This is a genomic window from Peteryoungia desertarenae, from assembly GCF_005860795.2.
Taxonomy (GTDB): domain Bacteria; phylum Pseudomonadota; class Alphaproteobacteria; order Rhizobiales; family Rhizobiaceae; genus Allorhizobium; species Allorhizobium desertarenae.
Genome location: NZ_CP058350.1, coordinates 2,907,224 through 2,920,852, shown reverse-complemented (window position 1 = coordinate 2,920,852; position 13,629 = coordinate 2,907,224). Strand labels below are relative to the sequence as shown.

Annotated in this window: 14 protein-coding genes; 10 read left to right on the top strand and 4 right to left on the bottom strand. The window is 58.7% G+C overall.

Annotated elements, in window-relative coordinates; translation table 11 throughout:
• Nucleotides 1–33 precede the first annotated feature (33 nt).
• Entirely contained in the window at nt 34–999 is a 966-nt protein-coding gene (locus tag FE840_RS14275; RefSeq protein WP_138286163.1) for a nucleoside hydrolase, read from the top strand.
• A gap of 183 nt (nt 1,000–1,182) precedes the next feature.
• On the opposite strand, the gene FE840_RS14270 is transcribed toward FE840_RS14275, so the two are convergent.
• The 3 genes from FE840_RS14270 to FE840_RS14260 are packed head-to-tail and all read right to left on the bottom strand — an operon-like array spanning nt 1,183 to nt 3,540.
• Nucleotides 1,183–1,629, bottom strand: a complete 447-nt coding sequence (locus FE840_RS14270) for a GNAT family N-acetyltransferase (protein WP_138286162.1) — start codon at nt 1,627–1,629, stop codon at nt 1,183–1,185.
• 53 nt (nt 1,630–1,682) lie between these two features.
• A complete protein-coding gene (locus tag FE840_RS14265; protein ID WP_246318780.1) occupies nt 1,683–2,378 on the bottom strand; it encodes a cobalt-precorrin-6A reductase in 696 nt (231 codons plus the stop codon).
• Nucleotides 2,379–2,397: 19 nt separating this feature from the next.
• Entirely contained in the window at nt 2,398–3,540 is a 1,143-nt protein-coding gene (locus FE840_RS14260) for a cobalt-precorrin-5B (C(1))-methyltransferase (RefSeq protein WP_138286160.1), read from the bottom strand.
• A gap of 90 nt (nt 3,541–3,630) precedes the next feature.
• On the opposite strand from FE840_RS14260, the gene cobA reads away from it, so the two are divergent.
• From cobA to cbiB, 4 genes are read left to right on the top strand one after another with little or no spacing between them, the layout of a single operon-like run.
• Nucleotides 3,631–4,473: a uroporphyrinogen-III C-methyltransferase gene (gene cobA, locus FE840_RS14255; protein ID WP_138286159.1), complete on the top strand. Its 843-nt coding sequence runs from the start codon at nt 3,631–3,633 to the stop codon at nt 4,471–4,473.
• Nucleotides 4,470–5,771, top strand: coding sequence for a cobyrinic acid a,c-diamide synthase CobB (locus tag FE840_RS14250; RefSeq protein WP_138286158.1), 1,302 nt, complete (start codon nt 4,470–4,472; stop codon nt 5,769–5,771). Before cobA ends, FE840_RS14250 begins: the two co-directional genes overlap by 4 nt.
• Nucleotides 5,768–6,766, top strand: coding sequence for a threonine-phosphate decarboxylase CobD (gene cobD / locus FE840_RS14245; RefSeq protein ID WP_138286157.1), 999 nt, complete (start codon nt 5,768–5,770; stop codon nt 6,764–6,766). Before FE840_RS14250 ends, cobD begins: the two co-directional genes overlap by 4 nt.
• Nucleotides 6,757–7,746, top strand: a complete 990-nt coding sequence (gene cbiB / locus FE840_RS14240) for an adenosylcobinamide-phosphate synthase CbiB (RefSeq protein ID WP_138286156.1) — start codon at nt 6,757–6,759, stop codon at nt 7,744–7,746. Before cobD ends, cbiB begins: the two co-directional genes overlap by 10 nt.
• A gap of 101 nt (nt 7,747–7,847) precedes the next feature.
• On the opposite strand, the gene FE840_RS14235 is transcribed toward cbiB, so the two are convergent.
• Nucleotides 7,848–8,573: a Crp/Fnr family transcriptional regulator gene (locus tag FE840_RS14235; protein ID WP_138286155.1), complete on the bottom strand. Its 726-nt coding sequence runs from the start codon at nt 8,571–8,573 to the stop codon at nt 7,848–7,850.
• A 195-nt stretch (nt 8,574–8,768) separates the two neighbouring features.
• Here FE840_RS14235 and hemN point away from each other — a divergent pair, with 195 nt between their 5' ends.
• The 5 genes from hemN to FE840_RS14210 all read left to right on the top strand — a co-directional run bounded on the left by hemN (nt 8,769) and on the right by FE840_RS14210 (nt 13,616).
• On the top strand, nt 8,769–10,118 hold the full coding sequence (gene hemN, locus FE840_RS14230) for an oxygen-independent coproporphyrinogen III oxidase (protein ID WP_138286154.1): 1,350 nt from the start codon (nt 8,769–8,771) through the stop codon (nt 10,116–10,118).
• A 100-nt stretch (nt 10,119–10,218) separates the two neighbouring features.
• Complete coding sequence (locus FE840_RS14225) at nt 10,219–10,503, top strand: acyl carrier protein (protein ID WP_003495848.1); 285 nt, start codon at nt 10,219–10,221, stop codon at nt 10,501–10,503.
• Between the two features lie 24 nt (nt 10,504–10,527).
• Nucleotides 10,528–11,007 carry a 3-hydroxyacyl-ACP dehydratase FabZ family protein gene (locus tag FE840_RS14220; protein WP_138286153.1) on the top strand — a complete coding sequence of 160 codons (480 nt, stop codon included), beginning with the start codon at nt 10,528–10,530 and terminating at the stop codon, nt 11,005–11,007.
• 101 nt (nt 11,008–11,108) lie between these two features.
• Nucleotides 11,109–12,314: a beta-ketoacyl-ACP synthase gene (locus tag FE840_RS14215; protein ID WP_138286152.1), complete on the top strand. Its 1,206-nt coding sequence runs from the start codon at nt 11,109–11,111 to the stop codon at nt 12,312–12,314.
• Between the two features lie 12 nt (nt 12,315–12,326).
• A complete protein-coding gene (locus FE840_RS14210; protein WP_138286151.1) occupies nt 12,327–13,616 on the top strand; it encodes a beta-ketoacyl-ACP synthase in 1,290 nt (429 codons plus the stop codon).
• The last annotated feature ends 13 nt before the right edge of the window (nt 13,617–13,629 follow it).

The window sequence follows — 13,629 nt, the reverse complement described above, 5'->3', positions numbered from 1 at the left end:
CCTTGCACAAAGACAAGAACAAAGGAATTCTGCATGCATAAGGTCATCTTCGATACGGACCCAGGCGTTGATGACGCCATGGCCCTCCTTTTTCTCCACCACCATCCGGAGATCGACCTCCTCGGAATCACCACCGTCTTCGGCAATGCCTCGATCGAAACGACGACCAACAATGCGCTGTTCCTGAAGCGCGAGTGGAAGATCGATGCACCGGTCGTCAAGGGTGCCGGCGAAACCTTCATCCCGCATCGGGTGACGCATGACCCACCAGCCTGGATTCACGGTGATGATGGGCTCGGCAATATCGGTGTGCCCAAGGTGACGGATGTGCATCCCGATCCGCGTCCAGCCCATCGCTTCCTCGTCGAGACGGTCCGCGCCAATCCGGGCGAGGTCACGATCGTTGCCGTCGGCCGCATGACCAATCTTGCCAACGCGCTGAAGGAGGACCCGGAGATCGTCAATCTCGTTAAGGAGATTGTCATCATGGGTGGCGCCTTCGACTGCAATGGCAATGTCACGCCCGCGGCTGAAGCCAATATTCATGGTGATCCGGAGGCCGCCGACGTGGTCATGACAGCGCGCTGGCCTCTCGTTGTGGTCGGTCTTGATGTCACCATGAAGACGGTCATGACCCGATCGCAGCTTGCCGATATCCGTGATGCTGCCGGCTCCAGCCGGGCGCGTCTTCTGTTTGACCTGTCGCAGTTCTACATCGACTTCTACGAAGGTCTGGTCGATGACGGCATGGTGGTGCATGACAGCTGCGCCTGCGTCTACGTGGTCGCCCCCGAGCTCTTCACGACCCGCAGCGGTGTGATCCGCGTGGTTTCCGGCGGCATCGCCGATGGCCAGACCATCCAGAAGCCGGATGGTCGTGGCTTTGGTCCATCAGACTGGGATGGGGATCTTCCCAGCCAGAAAGTCTGCGTCGATATCGAAGCACCCAGCGTGCTGCGGCTCATTCACGACGTCATCGTGGCGGTCAAAGAAGATTGAGGCGCCAAGGAACGGCCTTCATGGCAACTGTCCGGCTCCTGGCGCGAACGGGTCGGACGTTTGCTCTTGAAGGCCCTTCATTTTTAACTGGTGGCAATTCCGTCGGATCCGGCTTGTTGCAGCCGGTCGGATGCAGATGAGCCGTCACAGAACCGAGGCCTGCCGCCAGTTCTTGCGGATTGTTCAGAGCATCAGATTGAAGATCCGCAAGCTTTCCGATTGGGTGAAATCCAGCTTGCGGTAGAATTCGGCTGTCCTGCCTTCGCCCCGCGTGACAAGCCAGGCGCCGACATGGCCTTCGGCTTTTGCCTCCTGTTGCATGACCTCCAGCAACCGTCGTCCAACGCCCTTGGCCTGATAGTAAGGCTCCACCACGACTTCGGCTATGTAGAGTGACTTTCCCCTTACATTGGATTGCGTGAAGCCTACAGTTATTCCAATCATGCGGCTCTCAACATAGGCTCCGACAGCGATGCGCCCCGGCATGCCTGCCAGTTCCAGCAGTCGTTCATGCGCTGCAAGTTCAGTCCATGTTTCGTACCAGGGAGCTTCTGCATAAGCGTTTCGAAAAAGGCTGCTTGCCTGACAGACTTCGGCACTGTCGCTCAGTCTTCTTGTTGTTATCAGCATGATGGGTACTGTCTGTCACTTCGTAGATTTGCCCTGAACTCGGGCAAAGCGGGTCAAGATCGTTCAAGGATGATCACCGGCAGGCCGAGTTTTCGAGCGGCGATGATCTTTGCATAGCCCGCCGGACCACCCGAATTGCGCGCGACGATATGCGTGACGCCATGGGCTGACAAGAGATTGACCTCACACTCGGGATCGCTGGCAGGCTTGCCGATCACCAGCGCATAATCTGAAATAGGCAGGGCGCTCTCCGGTTCGTCAACCATGCGAATGACAAAACGGCAGTCAGATCGCGTCGCAAAAACGTCTATGTGCTGCCTGCCGAGTGCGAGGAAAACGGTGGCGCCGCCTGGGATCGCTTCTGCTGCCTCTTCCAGCGTACGGACTTCCTTCCAGCGGTCGCCCGGCATCTTTTGCCAGCGTGGCCGGATGATCTGCTGGAGCGGGATTCCGGCCTTGGCGCTCGCCTTGATCGCATTTTCGGAGATGCGGCGGGCAAATGGGTGGGTTGCGTCGATCACCCTCGTGAATTGCCGTTGAACCAGATAGGCTGCCATGGCTTCCCAGCCGCCGAAACCACCGATCCTTGTTTCGCCTACCGGAAGGGCTGGATCTGTGGTCCGCCCGGCGAGCGATGTTGTCACGTGGTGGCCCTCGCCATGCAGTTTTTCCGCCAGTGTCCGGGCCTCGCTCGTGCCACCCAGGATGAGAATGCGTTCGCAACCTTCTTGCTTTGCTGCGACGGCCACGCAGTCCGGCTCCTGTGTGTTATCGCTTGGCATGGGCGATGATGGTTCCTTTGCGATCCGTGACGATAAGATCGACGTCGACGGCTGCGCCACGCAAAGCGGCAAGCGCCGTATGACGCGCACGCTCTGCCACTTCCTGCGCTATCTCAATCCCTTCTTTCTTCATGATTTCAAGGGTTTCCAAAGCCGTATTCGCGCTTACAACCTCGCTGAGCGTCGATTGCTTTAGCTTTTTTGTGCAATCCAATGACAAATAAAAATAATTATCGATCTGGCTTCGTGAAGAATGGAGATCGAGAGCGCCTTGGGCAAGCTTTGTGATCTTGGCAAAGCCGCCTGCGATTGTGAGGCGGGGCACGGGATGGGTACGAAGATATTTGAGCAGTCCGCCCGCAAAATCTCCCATGTCGATCAGCGCGCCGTCCGGCAGACCATGGAAAGCCTGCGCCGCCCGCTCCGAGGTTGAGCCGGTCGCCCCCAGAACATGGGTCAGTCCTTCCGCCCGTGCCACATCGATCCCACGGTGGATAGAGTGGATCCAGGCGGCGCAAGAGAAGGGATTCACCACACCGGTTGTGCCGAGGATCGAAATCCCTCCGATGATGCCCAATCGTGGGTTCCAGGTTCTGGTTGCGATCTCGCCTCCGCCCGGTACCGAGATCGTAATTTCCATGTCCGGTGCCATGGCATGCGCTTTGCACAATGCCTCCACCTCCGCCGTCATCATCTGTCGGGGGACGGGATTGATCGCGGGTTCGCCGGGTGGAATCGGCAAGCCGGCCTTGGTCACCTGACCAACGCCGTCGCCGCCCACAAAGCGAATGCCGCTTCCGGCAGGCAAGCGCCTGACGGATGCGATTATGGTTGCGCCATGGGTCACATCCGGATCATCGCCAGCATCCTTGACGATGCCTGCAAAGGCGCGTTCGCCGTCCCGTCCTTCCAAAGCGAGAGCGAAAGCCGGTGTCTGACCTTTAGGCAGGGTGATCGTCACAGGATCGGGAAAATCATCTGTCAGAAGCGCGGTAAGCGCAGCCTTTGTCGCGGCTGTTGCACAGGCGCCTGTGGTCCAGCCAGTGCGCAGCACCACGTTTGGTTTCTCCTGGCGTTCGGCGTCAGGATCTTCCTTGTTGGCAGGCACTGGTTCGGGCGCGTGGTTCATTCGCTTCTTATAGGTGACCACAAGGGGAACAGGAAGCGTGGCAGGCGCCAGAGCATTGCATTTTCAACTGCCCGGACTTAGAGCTTGGACATGACTGATATTACCCGCATCCCACTTCCTTCGATTGACCCTGGCCATGTCTGGCTGGCGGGAGCGGGGCCGGGCGATCCAGGTCTGTTGACCCTTTTGACCGCCAAGGCACTGTCCGAGGCGGATGTGATCGTCCATGATGCGCTGGTCAACGAGGACTGCCTTAAGCTGGCCCGAACCGGAGCTGTCCTGGAATATGCTGGCAAGCGCGGCGGCAAACCGTCTGCCAAGCAGCGTGACATTTCTCTGAGGCTTGTCGATCTTGCCAAGGCCGGTCATCGCGTGTTGCGCCTCAAAGGTGGTGATCCCTTCGTGTTTGGCCGGGGAGGCGAGGAGGCTCTGACGCTTGTCGAGCACGGGATCCCCTTCCGGATCATCCCCGGCGTGACCGCCGGTATCGGTGGGCTTGCCTATGCCGGAATTCCTGTCACACATCGCGAAGTGAACCACACGGTTACCTTCCTGACGGGCCATGATTCGTCTGGGGTTGTGCCGGACAGGATCGACTGGGAAGCAATTGGGCGCGGTTCGCCGGTTATCGTCATGTATATGGCGATGAAGCATATGGGGCAGATTGCCCGCAACCTGATCGCGGCCGGGCGTTCGCCGGATGAAGCCGTCGCCTTTGTCTGCGATGCTGCGACAAGTTCGCAAAAAGTGCTGGAAACGACGCTCGGTCGCGCCGAGCAGGATATGTTGGAGGCTGGCATCGAGCCGCCCGCCATTGTTGTCGTTGGAAAGGTCGTGCGGCTTCGTCCGTCGCTGGACTGGCTTGGTGCTTTGTCCGGGCGCAGACTTGTTCCCGATCCGTTCGCTATTTCGGAGAGGAAAGATCGGGCATGAGCGGTCTTTTGATCGCGGCACCTGCCTCCGGCTCTGGCAAGACGGTGGTGACGCTCGGTCTGATGCGAGCCCTTAAGCGCCTGGGTGTCAAGGTCGCGCCTGGCAAAGCAGGGCCAGATTACATCGATCCCGCCTTCCATCAGGCAGCGAGCGGCGAAACCTATTTCAATTTCGATCCCTGGGCCATGCGCCGCGCGTTCCTGCGGAGCCAAGCCGCAGTTCATGGTGCCGACCGACTATTGCTGGTCGAGGCAATGATGGGGCTCTTTGATGGGGCCGCCGATGGGACCGGATCGGCGGCGGATCTGGCAGCGCTGCTTGAGCTACCGGTTGTGATGGTTGTTGACTGTGGCCGCATGTCACAGTCGGTCGCTGCACTTGTATCGGGCTATGTTCATCATCGTGCCGATGTCCGCGTGGCCGGTGTGATCTTGAACAGGGTCGGCAGTGAGCGTCATGAAGCCATGCTGCGGGCAGCGCTCGAACGCATTCCGGTCCCGGTCCTTGGCGTAATCCGGAGCCACTCGTCGCTTGCTCTCCCGGAGCGGCATCTGGGACTGGTTCAGGCGCGAGAGCATGACGCGCTTGAGACATTTATCGAAAACGCCGCCGATGTGGTCACCCGGAGCCTCGATCTGCAAGCGATCTTGAGTTTGGCGGAAGGCGGGCCGGCATTCCAAGACAAGGCTGTTCCATCCCTTCCACCGCTTGGTCAGCATATCGCCATAGCCCGTGATGAGGCCTTCGCCTTCTGCTATCCCCATTTGGTCGAGGGGTGGAGACGGCAAGGGGCGGAGATTTCGTTCTTTTCGCCGCTAGCCAATGAGGCGCCGAATGCGACTGCGGACGCAATCTATCTTCCAGGCGGATATCCTGAGCTTCATGCCGGACGCCTCACTACAGCTTTTGGTTTTCAATCCGGCGTGAAGGCCGCTGCGGAGCAAGGCGCGCGGATCTATGGGGAGTGTGGTGGCTATATGGTTCTGGGCGAAGGGCTCATTGATGCCACCGGTCTGGAGCACAGGATGCTTGGCCTCTTGCCGCTGGTGACCAGCTTTGCGCAACGGAAGCGCCACCTGGGTTATCGGAGGCTTCGTCCACTGGCGAACGATCTCTTTGAGGGCGGGTTGACCGGCCACGAGTTTCACTACTCGACCGTCGTTTCGGAGGGAGATTCTGACCGTCTGTTCGGGGCGACAGATGCCCTGGGGGAAGATTTGGGGGCAGTCGGTCTGCGCCGGGGCAAGATCAGTGGCTCCTATATGCATGTCATCGATCTTGCCGAGGTGGCAGCGTGACTGGACCGGTTCTGCATGGCGGTGGCGTCTTCCAGGCTGCGCAGGTCTATGGTGGCAAGCCTGCCGATTGGCTTGATCTGTCAACCGGCCTCAATCCTCGTCCGCCGGTTCTGCCCTTGATTGCGGATCGGGCCTGGCATCGATTGCCCGACAGCGAATTGGAAATGGCAGCCCGTGAGGCAGCGCGTTGCTCCTATGGTTCGGGGCGACGGCTGCCACTTGCGGTTCCAGGAACACAGTCTGCCATCCAGCTTCTACCGCGGCTTGCCGATCCGAAGCGGCGGATCGCGATCTTCGAACCCACCTATGGTGAATATCGCCGGGTGTTTGAGCTTGCCGGTTTCGCTGTCGATTGCGTAACGTCACCCACAGAGGTCGATGAGCGCCACATGGTCGTCATCATCGTCAATCCCAACAACCCGGATGGTCGCCTCTATTCCGTTGAGGAACTTTCGGAACTGTCGGCCCGGCTTGCCAGTTTCGGCGGATATCTCGTGATCGATGAGGCCTTTGCCGACAACGAGCCGGCCATCAGCATGGCGGGCCATTCTGCCTCCAATCTCATCGTGTTCCGCTCCTTCGGGAAGTTCTTTGGCCTCGCCGGTATTCGGCTGGGATTTGTTATTGCGGATGATAGGATCACCCAGCAGCTTGCTGCCTGGCTCGGACCCTGGCCTGTATCGGGTCCGGCGCTATCGGTGGCCGCAGAGCTTCTCTCAGGTGACACAGACAGGCTGCGACGGCAGATCGAAGAACGCTCCAAGGCCATCGTTGATGTCCTGACGTCTGCCAACCTGCAAATCGAAGGCGCGACGCCGCTGTTCAAGTTGGTGAGGCATGAGGAGGCTCTGTCACTTCACACGCATCTTTGCCGGCACCATATCCTCACACGGAAGTTCGACTATGATCATCAATGGCTCCGTTTCGGCCTGACGCCCGATGCAGCGGCGGATGAACGTTTGAAACTGGCGCTAGACACCTGGAGATCAAAGTGAGTGAGTGGATCCTTGTTTGCCTGTTACTGGCGCTGCTGCTTGATCGCATGATCGGCGATCCGCCACTCCTCTGGAGCAAGGTTCCGCATCCGGTCGTGCTGTTCGGTTCAGCGATCAGCTGGTTTGATCGGCGGCTGAACAAGGAGAACATGATACGTGATCGCAGGCGCGCGAATGGCGTTGTGGCGATCCTTGCCCTCTTGCTGCTGGCAATCGTCGTTGCTTCGGTTCTTCAGGCTTTCTTCGCGCTCTTTGGGCCACTGGCTCTTCTTCTGGAAATCCTTGTTGTTGCAATATTGCTGGCGCAGAAGAGCCTTGCGGATCATGTTCTGGCTGTCGTTCAGGGGCTGAGGCAAGATGGCATCGAGGGCGGTCGACAGGCCGTTTCGATGATTGTTGGCCGAGACCCCAGGACGCTGGATGAAAGCGGTGTGAGTCGGGCGGCGATCGAAAGCCTGTCGGAGAATTTTGCCGATGGTGTTGTCGCCCCGGCCTTCTGGTATCTTGTGGCCGGTCTACCGGGCATTCTTGCTTACAAGATGTTGAACACCGCCGATTCGATGATCGGACACAAGAGCCCGAAATATATCGATTTTGGCTGGGCGTCTGCCCGTCTTGACGATCTGGCGAATTGGCCAGCGGCGCGCCTGTCGGCGCTTATGATCGCATTTGGCGCGCTTGTTCATGAGGGAAGGGCGGCTGCGCGGCGTAGTCTGTCGGTGGCCATGCGGGACAGTCGGCTTCATCGCTCACCCAATTCGGGTTGGCCTGAAGCGGCCATGGCCGGTGCGCTTGATCTGCAACTCGCGGGTCCACGCATCTATGCGGGTGAAACGGTGAATGAACCGATGATCAATGGTGCTGGTCGCCCAAAGGCAAACCATCTCGATATTCAAAGGGCAATTCGGGTTTTCCACGGAGCCTGCACTGCGCTCACGGGTCTGGTGGCGATTCTGCTCTTGCTTTCACTGCTGGTTTGATTCTCGTCAAACAAAGCTGCCGGAGCGTCTCGGAACAGGTCAAAAACAAAAAGCGCGGATGAGGCACCCGCGCACGGTATCAGCCATTCAATGACATCTGGTCAGTCTATTCCGGCGGCTTCTCTCAGGCGGTCGCTGTCGGGCACGATCACATGCCGGTTATTTTCGATGATGATGATCCCGTCCTTCCGGAGCTTGGTCATCTGACGGCTCACCGTTTCGATCGTCAGCCCCAGAAAATCTGCGATATCGGCGCGTGACAGCGGCAGGTCGAAAGTCGAGCGGTGGTCGCTCTCCGGGTCGATATGGCTGAGGATCAAATAGAGAAAGCTTGCCACCTTCTCCTGCGCCGTCTTGCGGCCCAGGGTAAGCATCCAGTCCCGCGCCTCGTCCAGTTCCTTCAGCGACTGGTCATAGAGCTTGTGCTCCATTTCCGGAACTTCGGCCACCATGCGATCCACGACGGATCTCGGGAAGGTGCATACCTCTGTCTCTGTCGCGGCCTCGGCGGTGATCGTGCTTTCTCCAAGGAACGGACGCCCCATGAAGTCGGGGGCAAACTGCAGCCCCACGATTTGTTGCCGTCCATCCGACATCATCTTCGACAGCTTCACCACACCCTTCAGGATGTTGCTGTAGCTTGAGACATTCTCGCCCTGGCCGATGACTTCGTTGCCAGCGTCTATCCGGCGACGGGCGGAGTATTTGTTCAGTTCGACCAATTGAGACACCGTCAGCGTCGAGCAAATGCCACCATGGCGTGCTTCGCAGGATCGGCAGACGGCCGGAGTTTCGATTTCGGGTGATGGTTTTTTATACGTATCCATGTTGCCGCCCTGTTGGACCCGTCCACGCATCGACACCGTCCCGAATGCGCCAGATCTCCGCCTTGTGGGGCAAGAAGTTCCTGATGAACCATGCACGCCGAATGTATCAGTAAATTGATCGAAGTCAAAGGCGGATCGGAAGGCATGGGCTATTATTCGACATAAGACCAATGCTGGACGGAAGCGGAAAAACGCATGTTAAACAAACTACTTCAGCGATATTCTGGTGCCGTCCCGCGCTACACAAGTTATCCGACTGCCCCGCATTTTCATGAGGGAATTAGCCCTGAGACCTACCAGAAATGGTTGTCCGAACTGTCTGCCGAGCATGATGTCTCGCTGTATCTGCACGTTCCTTATTGCGACAGGCTTTGCTGGTTCTGTGCCTGCCATACGAAGCATACGCTGAAATATGAGCCGATCGCCCAATACCTTGAGGCACTGAAACGGGAAATTGCATCCGTTGGCGCAAAAGTCTCACCTGCGGCAAAGGTCACGGCGGTGCATCTGGGTGGCGGCTCCCCAACCATGCTGAGGCCCGATGACATGCGGGCGCTGATGGATTGCCTGAGATCCGCTTTCAGTTTTGCCGGTGACGCCGAGATCAGCGTGGAGATGGATCCCAATGATCTCGATGAGGCACGCTATGACGCGCTTGCCGATATCGGCATGACGCGTGCAAGTCTCGGTGTGCAGGACTTCGACCCTCTGGTTCAAAAGGCAATCAACCGGTTGCAGACGTTTGAACAGACAAAAGGCGTTGTGGACGCTGTTCGGGCGAGGGGTGTTCATTCGGTCAATTGCGACATCCTCTATGGTCTCCCCCATCAGACGCTCGAAACACTGCGCCGCACGGTCGACGACATCCTTTCGCTCTCACCGGATCGGATCGCTCTCTTTGGCTATGCCCATGTGCCGTGGATGAAGAAGCACCAGACCATGATTCCTGAAATAGCGCTGCCGGGCGTCGAGCAGCGTTTCGAACAGATGACACTTGCAGCAGAGCTGCTGCTGACCGCAGGCTATGAGGCAATCGGCATCGATCACTTTGCCCGGTCTGGCGACCAGCTGGCCGTTGCAGCGCGGAGCGGCAAGCTGCGGCGTAACTTCCAGGGCTATACGGATGATGCGGCTGAGGCCCTGATCGGTCTTGGCGCGTCCTCTATCGGGCAGTTGCCGCAAGGTTTCGTGCAGAACATGCCGGCCACAGGTGAATATCAGCGAATGGCCGAAGCCGGTGGTCTTGCTGTCGTGCGCGGAATAGCCTTGTCCGAGGACGACAGGCTTCGGGCGCGTGTCATAGAGGAAATCATGTGCCGTTTCGCTTTTTCTTTTGCGGATATTCGTCTGGCTTTTCCATCCAATGCGGAATCCGTCATCGCGGAAGCGCAACTCTTCGCCGCGTCGAATCGCGACGGTCTATGCGAGATCGATGGCGATGAATTCCGACTGACAGAGACGGGCAAACCTTTTGCCCGCACCGTCGCAGCCCGGTTCGATACCTATCTGTCGAACGGGAAGGGTCGTCATTCGATTGCTGTTTAGGCAACACTCCGACGGCATTTTTCGTTCATGGATAAACTTCCCATTGGCATTCAAGGCCATTTTCCCTATGTGGAACTCATAATATGGGACAAAAAGAGGTATGGGCGTGACCGCTACATTCGACAAAGTTGCCGACATCATTGCTGAAACCAGCGAAATCGACCGCGAGACGATCACGCCGGAAAGCCACACGATCGATGATCTGGGCATCGACAGCCTCGACTTCCTCGACATCGTTTTTGCGATCGACAAGGAATTCGGCATCAAGATTCCGCTGGAGCAGTGGACCCAGGAGGTCAACGAAGGCAAGGTTTCGACAGAGGAATACTTCGTGCTGAAGAACCTCTGCGCCAAGATTGACGAGCTTCGGGCTGCCAAGGGCTGATGGGCCTGCGGCAAGAATAACTTCATGTTGCTTGAATATTTCCAGATGATTGACAAGGTCGAGAGCGTGGATCTCGGCCTTGGTCGTTTGAAGGCGACCTCAATCGTGCCGATGCAGAGCCCCGTGTTCGAGGGGCATTTTCCCGGCATGCCGCTCGTGCCCGGTGTGCTGTTGATCGAGACCATGGCACAGGCCTCCGGCATGCTTCTGCTGGCGGTCAAGGACTTCTCGGCCATGCCCTTCCTGATGTCGGTCGATGGTGCAAAGATGCGCAGTTTCGTCGAACCGGGTGCCTTGCTTGAGATCGACGCGGAACTGGAGCATGACGGCTCCGGCTTTGCCGTTACCAAGGGGAAGATTTCGTCAGGGGGCAAGAAGGTCTGTGACGCTCAGCTGAAGCTGCGGACAGTGCCTTTTGCTGATCTGCCGATTGGTGATGTCGTGCGTAAACGCGCTGAGGAAGTGGGTCTGGTGGCCGCAATTTCGGCTCAAGGTCCCGCTTAAGGCTTGGGCATAGTTTCGCTTCGCTATTGACGGCGGCGATCTTATCGGGAAAACCGCGAGTTTACGTCGGTACTGTCCTTAGGCCGATGAGAGGATAGGATATGGTCAAGAAGCCCAATGATGTGGTGATTACCGGTATCGGGATCGTCACGAGCCAAGGCGCCGGCAAGGAGCCGCATATCGCCCTGTTGTCGGCTGACAGCGCACCGGCTGCCAATGTCGAGACTGAGAAGTTTGCGCCCTACAGCGTTCATCGTCTGCCAGAAATCGATTGGTCCCAGCAAATCCCGAAGCGCGGTGACCAGCGTCAGATGGAGAATTGGCAGCGGCTTGGCGTTTTTGCTGCCGGCCTTGCGCTGGATGATGCCGGCATGAAGGATGACATGGAGGCCTGCGGCACCATGGATCTGATCGTGGCGGCGGGTGGTGGCGAGCGTGACATCGCCGTCGACAGCATGATTGTCGATGAGGCGCTGAAGCGCAATGATCGCGAGAGACTGCTGATCGAGAAGCTCACCACTGAACTCAGGCCGACGCTTTTCCTGGCGCAGTTGTCCAATCTGCTCGCTGGCAATATCTCTATCGTTCACAAGGTGACTGGCTCATCCCGCACTTTCATGGGTGAGGAGTCCGCGGGCATATCCGCTATCGCGACGGCCTTTGCGCGGATCAAGGCGGGTCAGTCGACCCACACGCTCGTCGGTGGCGCCTTCGTTGCGGAGCGCGCCGACATTCTCCTGCTTGTCGAAGGTATTCGCGCGCACCAGACCGGACCCTGGCTGCCGCTCTGGAGCCGCAACGGCGAAAGCGGCGGCGGGATGATGCTTGGTTCTGTTGGCGCATTCCTGCTTTTGGAATCGCGCGAACATGCGGAGGCACGCGGTGCCAAGATCTACGCCGTTCTGGATGCCGTTGAGGGCAATCGCGGCAAACGCGATGGCGGCAAGCTGGAGGAGCGTCTGTCCGGACTTGTATCCTCTGCCGATCAATTGCCGACCGAAGAAACCGTCGTCTTGTCCGGCGCGAGCGGAATGGCGGAGCTTTCATCGCGTGAGAAGCAGGTGCTCGACATGCGTTTCAAGAGAATGGCAATCCGTGGTTTTGCCGGTCTGATCGGACATTCACTGGAAGCGCAGTTTCCGGTCGGACTTGCCCTTGCTGCGCTCGCCGTGGATGGGAATTCCAGGATCCCCGCCTTCGATCCCGGTCACGAGGCCCCCATGGCTAAGGGCGCGCGGCATGCCATCGTGACATCGGTTGGCTATATTCGCGGCGAAGGCCTTGCCGTCATCTCGGCCAATGCGTGAGGAGTTCAGGACATGACGAAGGCGCGCTTTCATGACCATCTCGGACGCCCGATTGTTGCCGTTACGGGCATGGGTGTCATTACATCCCTGGGTCAGGGCCTTGCCGACAACTGGGCGTCTCTGACAGCCGGTCGCTCGGGGATCCACAAGATCGCCCGCTTCGAGACCGAGGGCATGCCGACCCGGATCGGCGGTACCGTCGATTTTATCGGTATTCCGGCCAAAAACGCCGTTGAACGCTCCTATGCCATGGCGCGCGAGACGGCGATCGAGGCCTTGGGGCAGGCAGGTATTTCCGGTGATTTCAACGGTCCACTGTTCCTTGCAGCGCCGCCGGTGGAACCGGAATGGCATGATCGTTTCGCGCTCGCCGAGCGCGCGCCTGCCTCGACGGAACCGGGCGATGCCTATGTGCGCTTCCTCGCTGCGCTGCGGACAAAACCGGATCCGGTCTTCCTCGAATCGGTCCAGTTTGCTTCCATTTCAGAGCGACTCGCCGACCGGTTCGGTACGCGTGGGCTACCGGTGACCCTGTCGACGGCCTGCGCATCCGGGGCAACGGCGATCCAGCTTGGCGTGGAGGCTATCCGCCAGGGACGCACGGACCGTGCGCTGACGGTTGCGACAGATGGTTCGATCAGCCAGGAGGCCGTCATCCGCTTCTCGCTGCTGTCGGCCCTGTCGACGCAGAACGATCCGCCGGAAAAGGCATCCAAGCCGTTCAGCAAGGAACGCGATGGTTTCGTCATTGCCGAAGGTGCCGCAACGCTTGTGCTTGAGTCGCTTGAATCCGCTGTGAGCCGTGGTGCCAAGGTGCTTGGTATCATCAAGGGCTGCGGTGAGAAGGCTGATCATTTCCACCGGACCCGATCGTCTCCGGATGGCGGACCGGCGATTGCGACCATCAAGGCGGCGCTTGCAGATGCCGGGCTCTCGGAAGAGGCCATCGGCTATATCAACGCCCATGGCACATCGACGCCGGAAAACGACAAGATGGAATATGGTGCTATGCTCTCCGTCTTTGGCGATCGTCTGAAGGATGGCATTCCCTGCTCCTCCAACAAGTCGATGATCGGACACACGCTCACGGCTGCGGGTGCGGTCGAGGCGGTGTTTTCGCTGCAGACCATGCTGACAGGGACCTTGCCGCCGACGATCAATTACGTCACGCCGGACCCGGCGATCGTGCTGGATGTGGTGCCCAATACCAAGCGTTCTGCGGATGTCTCGGCGGTCCTGTCGAACTCCTTCGGCTTCGGCGGGCAAAATGCCAGCCTTGTCATGACGCGGGAACCCGAGTAATCGGCAGCCTGAA

Excerpts from the sequence above, each read along its gene's own strand:
- cobA (WP_138286159.1), top strand. The coding sequence starts at position 3,631 with ATGACTGATATTACCCGCATCCCACTTCCTTCGATTGACCCTGGCCAT.
- hemN (WP_138286154.1), top strand. The coding sequence starts at position 8,769 with ATGTTAAACAAACTACTTCAGCGATATTCTGGTGCCGTCCCGCGCTAC.
- FE840_RS14250 (WP_138286158.1), top strand. The coding sequence starts at position 4,470 with ATGAGCGGTCTTTTGATCGCGGCACCTGCCTCCGGCTCTGGCAAGACG.
- FE840_RS14235 (WP_138286155.1), bottom strand. The coding sequence starts at position 8,573 with ATGGATACGTATAAAAAACCATCACCCGAAATCGAAACTCCGGCCGTC.
- FE840_RS14270 (WP_138286162.1), bottom strand. The coding sequence starts at position 1,629 with ATGCTGATAACAACAAGAAGACTGAGCGACAGTGCCGAAGTCTGTCAG.
- FE840_RS14215 (WP_138286152.1), top strand. The coding sequence starts at position 11,109 with ATGGTCAAGAAGCCCAATGATGTGGTGATTACCGGTATCGGGATCGTC.
- FE840_RS14220 (WP_138286153.1), top strand. The coding sequence starts at position 10,528 with ATGTTGCTTGAATATTTCCAGATGATTGACAAGGTCGAGAGCGTGGAT.
- FE840_RS14210 (WP_138286151.1), top strand. The coding sequence starts at position 12,327 with ATGACGAAGGCGCGCTTTCATGACCATCTCGGACGCCCGATTGTTGCC.
- FE840_RS14275 (WP_138286163.1), top strand. The coding sequence starts at position 34 with ATGCATAAGGTCATCTTCGATACGGACCCAGGCGTTGATGACGCCATG.
- FE840_RS14225 (WP_003495848.1), top strand. The coding sequence starts at position 10,219 with ATGGGCGTGACCGCTACATTCGACAAAGTTGCCGACATCATTGCTGAA.
- FE840_RS14260 (WP_138286160.1), bottom strand. The coding sequence starts at position 3,540 with ATGAACCACGCGCCCGAACCAGTGCCTGCCAACAAGGAAGATCCTGAC.